A 9,355-nucleotide genomic window follows, 5' to 3' on the forward strand; every position below is an offset into this window, starting at 1 on the left:
TGGCTAAAGGGGGCGGACTGTAAATCCGTTAGCTAAGCTTTCAGTGGTTCAAATCCACTCTCTTCCACCATATGCGGGTGTAGCTCAGTGGTAGAGCCCCAGCCTTCCAAGCTGGTTGCGAGGGTCCGATTCCCTTCACCCGCTCCATAATTCAATATATGCGACTATAGCTCAGCTGGATAGAGCAACGGACTTCTAATCCGTGTGCCGGGGGTTCGACTCCTCCTAGTCGCGCCATTGTTGGGATGTAGCCAAGTCGGTAAGGCACCAGACTTTGACTCTGGCATTTTCGTAGGTTCGAGTCCTACCATCCCAGCCATGCGGAGAGGTATCGAAGCGGTCATAACGAGGCGGTCTTGAAAACCGTTTGGGTGCAAGCCCACGTGGGTTCGAATCCCACTCTCTCCGCCATTTTTTTTATCTAAAATGGCTCAGGCCGAATCGAATATTTAATATTATTGGAGAAGTACTCAAGTGGCTGAAGAGGCTCCCCTGCTAAGGGAGTAGGTCCTAATTTACGGGGCGCGAGGGTTCAAATCCCTCCTTCTCCGCCACAATGTGGACCTTTAGCTCAGTTGGTTAGAGCGTCCGGCTCATAACCGGCAGGTCCGGGGTTCGAGTCCCTGAAGGTCCACCAATTTAGGGGTTTAGCTCAGCTGGTAGAGCAACGGTCTCCAAAACCGTGTGCCGAGGGTTCGAAACCTTCAACCCCTGCCATAAGCCTTTTATAGGCTTATTTTTTTAGCTTTTTTTATAGCTTTCATTATATATTATTAGAATGGATGTGTTCTCATGAAGGCACGCGCTTTTTTTGAAACAATTGAAGAAATATTATTACAGTCTTTAAAAGATGAACTTGATTTAACACCTAAGCCTGGCTGTGTTGATGGACTTAACTCTGGTCCGCACGCAGACATGGATTATGATGTTTTTTTAAGGAGCATTTCATCTCTTAAAGGCTATTTTTTTGAGATAATGGAAGCGTCAAACACAAAAAATACTTTTGCTGATACATTTGAAGCGATTAGACCCATTGGCATGAAATATGAAGATAAGATGTATGAGGCGACTAATGGCATCAACACTCACAAGGGCGCCATCTTTACTCTTGGCGTTATTGCTTCTGCTATTGGAAAGCTTTATTATGACAACAAATACATCACTATTGATCTAATTAGTGAATATGTAAAATTGCTTTGCGCAAATATTTTTGACGATTTTAATAAAAAAGAGATGCAGGACTCAAATGGTATGCGCATCTACCAGAGCAATGCTAAGCATTCGGGCATCAGATACGAGGCGAAGAATGGCTTTAAGACGGCTCTTGATGCTTATGAATATTATAAAAATACAAAGGACTTCTTAAGGACTTATTTTTACATTATCTCGACTCTTGATGATACGACGACCATAAATAGAGTGGGCGAGTCTGGTCTTAATTTTTCTAAAACTTATGCGAAAAATGTTTTAAATAGCGAAAATTTTGACGAAGAGCTCAAGGAAATGGACAAAGTTTACACTGAGAAGAACATTTCGACTGGCGGCTGTGCTGATACTATCGAGCTCGTTTACTTCTTTAAGCGCATGGACGATTTTTTAGATCGTTATATGAATGATTTTCTATATAATAAGGAAGAAAGATGGAGGATCATCACTAAGGCAATCCAAGATCGAAATAAGCCCATAATCACTCTTAATCTAAATATTAAGGGCATGCACAAGGACAAGGATGAGTTTGAGCCCATTTACAAGGCGGCGAAAATATACCTAGCTTCATACGAGTGCATATATGAGGACGAGGATGCATACACTGCCATCTACCTAGCTAATGGCAAGGCACTTGATGAGAAGAAAAATTTTGTGCGCATAGAAGAGGAGCATGACTTTATGCGCTTTGTTGACATCGACGTGATTGATACTGATCTTAAGCCTATATCGAGGACTGAGCTTGGATACGCGAAGCGGACTTGCATCGTTTGCGGAGGTGACAGATTCACTTGCATGCGCGAGGAAAGGCACTCGCAAGAGGACTTCAACGCGAGTTTAAATGCGGCTTTATTAAATCTTGACAAATAGTCTCATTTACTATATAATATTATCTATGGAAAAAAGGTTTATGAATATGGCAATCAGAGAGGCGATAAAGGCGTACAAGCTTGGAGAAGTGCCTGTTGGAGCAGTTATTGTGAAGGATGGGGAAGTGATTTCTACTGCCTATAACGAGACGATAACGATGAAGGATGCATCAGCTCATGCTGAGATGCTTGCTATAAGACGGGCGTGCGAAAAGCTAGATAACTACAGGCTTACAGACTGCGAGCTCTATGTAACGCTTGAACCTTGCATGATGTGTCTAGGAGCGATTTTGGAAGCGCGTATAAAAAATTTATACATAGCTCTACTTGATTACAAGAAAGGCGCTTGTATTAGCAAAATGCAGCTTCATAACTCATCTCTTAGCTATCACAAGCTAAATATTTATTACAATGAGAGCAAAATTTATAAATTTCTTTTGCAAAACTTCTTCAAGAACTTAAGAAATAAATAGGGAGTGGTATCGAAGAGGTCATAACGGGGCGCACTCGAAATGCGTTAGGGGCCCTGCTCCACGTGGGTTCGAATCCCACCCACTCCGCCATTTTAATAATTTCGTGCACTAGTAGCTCAGTTGGATAGAGCAGCGCCCTCCTAAGGCGTGTGCCGGGGGTTCGATTCCTCTCTAGTGCGCCACTTTATTTTTTCACAAGGAGGTAATTAGGTGATTTTAAACAAAAAAAAGCTTGGTATTATCGCAAGTGTGGCGTTTTTGGCCCTTGCTATGGTCCTAGCTTTTGTATATAAGAATTTTTTCTCGAGGGTGGAAGTTTTCTCTTCTGGAAAGTCCTTGGGAGTTTACTCTAGCGTACATAATTTTAATAAAGCTATAGATAATTATAAGTCCAAATATGAAGATAGATATGGTGCAGATCTTGTAAAAGCAAATTACGAGTTCAAAAAAAGCGATGAAGAGCTTAGAAACGCTATATCTGAGGACGCTTTCGATGTAAATGCTTATGCAGTTGAAAAAGATGGGAGAAGGCTATATGCATTAAAGAATGAAGACGCTGCAAATGAGTTTTTAACAGCAATTGAGAACCATTACTATAGTGACAATACCATTTGCGTGAAGATTAAGGACAATATTGAGCTTAAAAAAGAAAAGATCTCTCTAAAGGATTTAAGAACTGTGAATTCAGCTCTTAAAGAGGTTTTAGAGAACAATAAATTGAAGAATGACAAGGCCATAAACGTATTGCTAACAAAGAAGGAAAATCAAGAAGAAGTCATCGCTATGCCAGTTGAAAGTCAAGATGATCCAAGCCTTCCAAGAGGCGAGACAGTTCTTTCAATGGACGGCGAGGATGGACTTAAGGCCGTTAAGAGCATTGCTTATTACGAAAATGATGAGCTTATAAATAAAGTTGTTTTAGAAGAAAATGTTAAGAAAAAGGCTGCGCCAAAGCTAGTTCTTGTGGGAACTAGAAAGGCTTTAGCTGATGGCAGTTTTGCAAAACCTACCAGAGGCGGCATTTCATCAGGCTACGGAAGAAGATGGGGTAGACAGCACACTGGCGTTGACATTGACGCTGATTACGGTGACGCTGTATACGCATCTGACGGCGGCGTGGTTAGCTACGCTGGCTTCTTAGGCACTTACGGCAATCTTATCGAGATTGATCACCAAAACGGTTACAAGACAAGATACGCTCACTTAAGTAGTATCAATGTTTCAAAGGGTGAAACTTTGATGAAGGGCGATTTTATCGGTAAAGTTGGCACAACTGGCCGAGTAACTGGACCGCATCTACATTTTGAAGTTATTGTCAATGGCAAGAGCCAAAACCCACTAAACTATATCAGAGGCAATTAATATGAAGAAATTTCTAGCACTAGTACTCGTTCTTCTGATGAGTGTGACTATGTTTTCATGCACAAAGAAGATTGAATACAACGATGCAAAGGACTTAAGTCATAAGTACTTGGACGCACTTAGAAGTGCTGACGGCGACGTGCTTTTCAAAGCAGCTAGGCTTAAGAATCAAAAACAAATAGAAAAAGAAGATTTCCAAAGATCTTTGACTCAAACTATCAAAAAATTAGGCGAGTTTAAAGAAGGTAAGGACGAAAAATTCGAATACATCAAGAATACTTTTGTTCTTTCGAGTGAAGATAGATTTGATTATAGGATGGCAACATCCATCATTGAACTTGACAAGTCAGGCAGTTTGAATAACGCCTACTTTATGCTTAAAGAGCCCATCTGTGAAGATAATGATGATTTTAAAGAAGAAAGCTTTATCCTTGACAATGATGGAGCCAAGATGTATGGCGCTCTTACCATTCCAAAGGATTTTACTTCAAAGAAAGTAGTATTTATGATGCAAGGATCTGGTCCACAAGATATGGACGAAACAGTTGGCATCAATGGAAACAAGCCGTTTAAAGACCTTGCTCATGGCCTAGCAGAGCTTGGTATAGCAACACTTAGAATTGACAAAAGATATGTAAATAACGCGCCGAAGGACTACACTGTTGATGAAGAAGTCTTATCGGACGCGAAGCTTGCTATAGAAGAGCTTAAGAAAGATTCGAGATTTGATGATGTTTATGTACTTGGTCACTCGCTTGGAGCAATGCTAGCGCCAAGAGTAGCTAAAGATGAGAGCTTGAAGAAAGTCGCTATGCTATCGGCATCGACTATGAAATTCACTGACATAATTTATACTCAGCAAATGGAGTATCTTGACTCAGGTGAAGTAAGTAAGTCAGTTGCTGAATTTCAAAAGAAAGAGATTACAAAGTTTAAAGAGCAAGTCGATAATATGACAGAGAAGACTAAGGGCAACTTCTTCAGTATGCCTGCCTCATACGTTTACTCGGTCAATCAAGTGAGTCCAGTAGAGGATATTAAAGCTTCAGACTTTGACGTCTTTATAGGACACGGCTCAAAGGACTTCCAAATTAAGAAGGATGAGCTTGATAAGTTCAAAAAGGCCTTGGGAGATAGAGGACTTGTGATATATAATTTATATGAAGGTCTTAATCACTTGATGATGCCAGAGGACTCAGACGAATTTTCTGTAGAGATATATGATAAGCCAAATCATGTAAGTCAATTAGTGATAGATGATTTAGCAGAGTTTTTTAAATAAGATATTTTGGTGAATAGAGATATTCGCCTTTTTTAATAAGGAGGTTCGCATGTTAAAGGCGATTGCATTTACATTAATATTTTTAGGAACATCTTTGCAGATTCCTAGCAAGATTAGAGCGTATAAAGATGATAAGAGCATAGATAATTTTTTAGAGATGCTTGCGTATTCACTAATAGCATTTGGATCATTTTTGCTTTCGATTGGATATTTCTTTGGATAAATTTAATTTGTGTTTAATAGAGACTATTGATGAGTCTCTTTTTTAATAGCTTTTGGGTATATATAATTAAGTGCTAATATATTATTAAGAGGTGTATTATTATGGAAATTGTAGAGAGACCTTGGTTTAAAGCATCTAAATTCTTAGGCTTATATTTTGGGATTTCATTTACATTAATTGGGTTATTTATTTATATATATTGGAAGAATATTGCATTATTAATAAATGGATTCGTATGGCTATTTATTTCCATAGCCTTTTTGTGCAAAGCACTTCTTGAATATTATAAATTAAAAGAATTAAAAGACAGTGGAGTTAAATACAAGTGCAAGATTAATAGAGTAATCCCTCTTAACTATATAAGATTTGGCTCATTTATAGTATCAAAAGTTGAATGCACATATGAGAACAATGGAATTAGATATAAAATTTTGGACGGACCATATCTTTTGTCTCCATTTGAAAAACTAGAAAAACTATCAGCTTTTGCCTACATAGGGAAAAATAAAAGTATGCTTGTTTTATCAAGAATCTAGCGTAAGAAGCAATTTGCTTTTTACGCTTTTTTCTTATCTACTAATAGCTTTTGGGTATATATAATTAGGTGATTATATGAAAAATATGAATGAAAATATCAATCTAGCAGATGAACTATATGATAAAATCGAGAATGAACTTGGTAAGCTTAAGAAGGTGAAGATACTTGTACTAGGCAAGACTGGTGCGGGTAAGTCTACTCTTATCAACGCCTTGTTCCGTGAGGACATACTAAAGACTGGTGTTGGCTATCCCATGACTAAAAATATTGTCAAGGTGGAGAAGGACGGCGTGCCTCTTACTTTATACGACACGCGTGGACTTGAGCTGGACAATGACTCGCGCCTTGAAGTTTACAAGGAAGTCGCAAACTTTGTTAGCGATATGTATTTAAAGGGCGATGAGGAAAAACTTAATCTCATTTACTTTTGCATTAACGCTCAAGGACTTAGGATAGAGAAGGAAGAGGAAGAGCTCATAAGGACGCTTAGCAAGGAGAATAAAGTCATCATAGTCCTTACAAAATTTTTCTCGGACGAAGCAAAAGACTTCTACGACTTTATTAAAAATATGAATATGGGTGAGTTCGCGATAGCTCCAGTGCTTGCAAAGAACCTTAAGATTAACCGCGACAATATTATTTTGGAACATGGACTTGAAGATCTAGTTCAAATGAGTATGGACGCACTTGAAGAGGAGTACCAAATATCTTTTAACAATGCCCAACATGCAGATTTAAAATTAAAAGCAGAAAAGGCACGCAGTTGGGCGAAGAAATACATTGCCTCAAGCTTTGGAGTTGGCTTCGTTCCAATACCATTCTCAGATGCATCGGTGCTGGTACCCATGGAACTAACCATGCTTGCTCATATCACGGCCATCTTTGGAGTGCCGGTGAACAAAAAGAGACTCGCTTCATTAGTCGCAGGCCTCGGCGGAACCATGGGCGCGACCTATCTTGGACGCTTCATAGTAAGTAACGCACTAAAATTCTTTCCAGGCGCAGGAACCGTTGTCGCTGGTCTCATAAGCGGCACAACAGCCTCAGCCATCATGGCATCACTTGCCTTTGCCTACATAGAAGTATTGACGGTGCTTCTTAAAAAAGCAAAGTCGGGTGATGATATCGACGACAAAGAGTTAGAAGAAATGCTAAAGAAGTTATATAAAGATAATTTAAAGAATCACAAGAAGCTTAAATAAATTAAGACCTTAAGAGTTAATTCTCCTAAGGTCTTTTACTTTGCCTATATTAAATATAAGACAATCGCTGAGCATTATGGAATCTTGTTATTGGTATTAAATTTATAGCTGACGAACGTTTGACATTTGCTTTTGCAAATATTGTATTTCTTATAAACATAAGTATACTGTATTCAGTAATTATTTAATTTTAAAAAAGAAACATTAACTTTATTAGTATAAAAATTTTTTATTTGACTTATAAATAAATTTGACATATACTATATATAATAACTTTGATAATTTAAGCAGCTAAATTATAAATAGACGAAGGAGGTTTTAGAGGGGAAGCATTTTAGCTGTAGATAAGGAGGTGAATATATGAAATATTTAGTTGGTCCAAATAATAGATCAGACAATTTTGATTCATTTAGAGATATATGAATTAAAATTTGTAATGAAGATAACTGTACATAGTGTGATAGATGCATCAAGTGCGATAGATGCACTCAAAACTGCCTAACAGATTGTAGCTCTAATTGTGGCATTCGTGGATGCTATTGTAAAGTAAGTCGTGATGAAACAGATGCAATAGGCAGCTTTATGTAGCTTTGTACTTAATAGGCTCTCCCCTCTAATTACATAAAATGAAATTTTTTAAAAGATACTTTAATATAATATCATTTACCTTATTGATTTTTGTAGTTATTCTTTTTTTGCAAAATTTAAAGTATTTACCAGATTTTGATTTAGATGACAAAAAAGATACATACCTAGGTAGATTTTTACTTAATTATAATATAGCTAAGGATATTGAGACTTTAAATACTGATCCAGTTAAGTATGAAAAGAAAATTTTAGAACATTTAGTTATAATCCCAAAAAGTTTACCTGAAGATGGTAGAGAAAATTATGCTAAAAGTATTAAATTAAAAATAGAATTAGCAAAAAAAGGAATGCAACTAGCTAATGAAGATTTTAAGGGCAATTACTTTGAGATAATGAAGATTGATAACACTATAAGACTTATTGATTTAGTGCAATTTGCTAGGGGTGATGAGGGTTACATCTCTCCTTTAGATGAATATGGCAGTGAACTTGAAGAAGTGTATGGACTAAGTAAGCTAGATTATGACTTTACAGCACCTGAGAATAAAGATGTGTTAATTAATCAGTTTGCTCAAGACATGGAATGCTATATTGATTATAACTATATTAGGGCAATGTTTGACGTATTGCACAAAGAAATTAAAGATAAGTTAGTTCTTTCAGAAATCACATATAAAAACTTTGCTGGTGTTTATATGCTTTTTTCACAACAAGACCTTATAAGAAGAAATAATTTTCACTTAATATTTTTAGCTTTTGCTTTTATTATCACTGTTTTAAAAGACAAGAAATACAATGCTCCAAAGTTAAACTACACTATGAATACAAGTCTTTTTACAATGACTAACAAGTATATAAGGGAATTCTTATGCCTAGCTTTTATAACAGTTATATTGCCGGTAGGCTTATTATTAGCTGCGAATTTAGGGGGTGAAGGATTTTCATTTAAGGCACCTGTTTTAACAATACCAGAGGACTACGAATTAAGTGATACCAAATCTCTAGGAGCGAATGCGCAGGAAGGAGCTGAAAGGATTACAGGCTATGACGTTATTGATTATGCAACTTTTTTTGCTGACGATACTACCTATGCAGCAGGAAGAAGTGATGTTTTAATTATGTCATATAAGCCTCAAATACAAGAGTATAAAACTGTATTTATTAAAGCTGTTGTACTTGATTTGTTAAGAATTTTACTTGTAGCAGTAGCCTTTGCTTTTGTTGCGTCTGTCTTTAATAAAAGGTGGGTGGTATTGCTCTTTACAACTGCATTAGCGATACTATTTTTAAATGCATATAATCTAAATTCAATTTTTGATCCTTTTTCATGGCCAGCATCAACGTCTATTGTGAAAGGAGTACGTGTATTAAAAGATGGACGATTATCATTTAATAGAGCTATGACGATATTATCTTCTTATACAGTAGTTATTTATCTTTTGAATTTATTAGTACTAAAGAAGAAAAAGGCGCTTATATAGAAGGGGTGGCACAATGAAAACAATAAAAAGTAATCTTATGAGCTTTTTGAATACGAAGGAAATAAAGGAGGCTGTTTTAAATGAAAGCTTTGCAAATTAATGATATGCATAAGAGTTTTGGTAAAAAGGAT

The 9,355-nt window shown here is 36.9% G+C and carries 8 protein-coding genes and 9 tRNA genes; all 17 read left to right on the forward strand.

Annotated elements, in window-relative coordinates:
- Positions 1-73: 73 nt before the first annotated feature.
- Positions 74-147 (forward strand) — tRNA-Gly (locus Q0E71_RS05735).
- 13 nt (positions 148-160) lie between these two features.
- Positions 161-237 (forward strand) — tRNA-Arg (locus tag Q0E71_RS05740).
- A gap of 4 nt (positions 238-241) precedes the next feature.
- Positions 242-319, forward strand: a tRNA-Gln gene (locus Q0E71_RS05745).
- A gap of 3 nt (positions 320-322) precedes the next feature.
- Positions 323-411: transfer RNA gene (locus tag Q0E71_RS05750), tRNA-Ser, on the forward strand.
- Positions 412-460: 49 nt separating this feature from the next.
- A tRNA-Ser gene (locus Q0E71_RS05755) sits at positions 461-554 on the forward strand.
- Between the two features lie 6 nt (positions 555-560).
- A tRNA-Ile gene (locus tag Q0E71_RS05760) sits at positions 561-637 on the forward strand.
- 4 nt (positions 638-641) lie between these two features.
- Positions 642-717 (forward strand) — tRNA-Trp (locus Q0E71_RS05765).
- Between the two features lie 75 nt (positions 718-792).
- On the forward strand, positions 793-2,076 hold the full coding sequence (locus Q0E71_RS05770) for a triphosphoribosyl-dephospho-CoA synthase (RefSeq protein WP_294796920.1): 1,284 nt from the start codon (positions 793-795) through the stop codon (positions 2,074-2,076).
- 25 nt (positions 2,077-2,101) lie between these two features.
- Positions 2,102-2,548, forward strand: coding sequence for a nucleoside deaminase (locus Q0E71_RS05775; protein ID WP_294796922.1), 447 nt, complete (start codon positions 2,102-2,104; stop codon positions 2,546-2,548).
- Positions 2,549-2,638: transfer RNA gene (locus Q0E71_RS05780), tRNA-Ser, on the forward strand. It abuts the gene before it with no gap.
- A gap of 15 nt (positions 2,639-2,653) precedes the next feature.
- Positions 2,654-2,730 (forward strand) — tRNA-Arg (locus tag Q0E71_RS05785).
- Between the two features lie 28 nt (positions 2,731-2,758).
- Complete coding sequence (locus tag Q0E71_RS05790) at positions 2,759-3,910, forward strand: peptidoglycan DD-metalloendopeptidase family protein (protein WP_294796923.1); 1,152 nt, start codon at positions 2,759-2,761, stop codon at positions 3,908-3,910.
- Position 3,911: 1 nt separating this feature from the next.
- Positions 3,912-5,192, forward strand: a complete 1,281-nt coding sequence (locus Q0E71_RS05795) for a S9 family peptidase (RefSeq protein WP_294796925.1) — start codon at positions 3,912-3,914, stop codon at positions 5,190-5,192.
- A gap of 49 nt (positions 5,193-5,241) precedes the next feature.
- Positions 5,242-5,415, forward strand: coding sequence for a hypothetical protein (locus Q0E71_RS05800; RefSeq protein WP_294796926.1), 174 nt, complete (start codon positions 5,242-5,244; stop codon positions 5,413-5,415).
- Between the two features lie 101 nt (positions 5,416-5,516).
- Positions 5,517-5,951 (forward strand): hypothetical protein, encoded by a 435-nt coding sequence (locus Q0E71_RS05805; protein ID WP_294796927.1) that lies wholly within the window; start codon positions 5,517-5,519, stop codon positions 5,949-5,951.
- Positions 5,952-6,027: 76 nt separating this feature from the next.
- Positions 6,028-7,155 carry a YcjF family protein gene (locus Q0E71_RS05810; protein ID WP_294796929.1) on the forward strand — a complete coding sequence of 376 codons (1,128 nt, stop codon included), beginning with the start codon at positions 6,028-6,030 and terminating at the stop codon, positions 7,153-7,155.
- A 695-nt stretch (positions 7,156-7,850) separates the two neighbouring features.
- Positions 7,851-9,224, forward strand: a complete 1,374-nt coding sequence (locus tag Q0E71_RS05815; RefSeq protein ID WP_294796931.1) for a hypothetical protein — start codon at positions 7,851-7,853, stop codon at positions 9,222-9,224.
- The last annotated feature ends 131 nt before the right edge of the window (positions 9,225-9,355 follow it).

It is taken from the genome of uncultured Fenollaria sp., from assembly GCF_934202865.1.
Classification (GTDB): Bacteria; Bacillota; Clostridia; order Tissierellales; family Peptoniphilaceae; genus Fenollaria.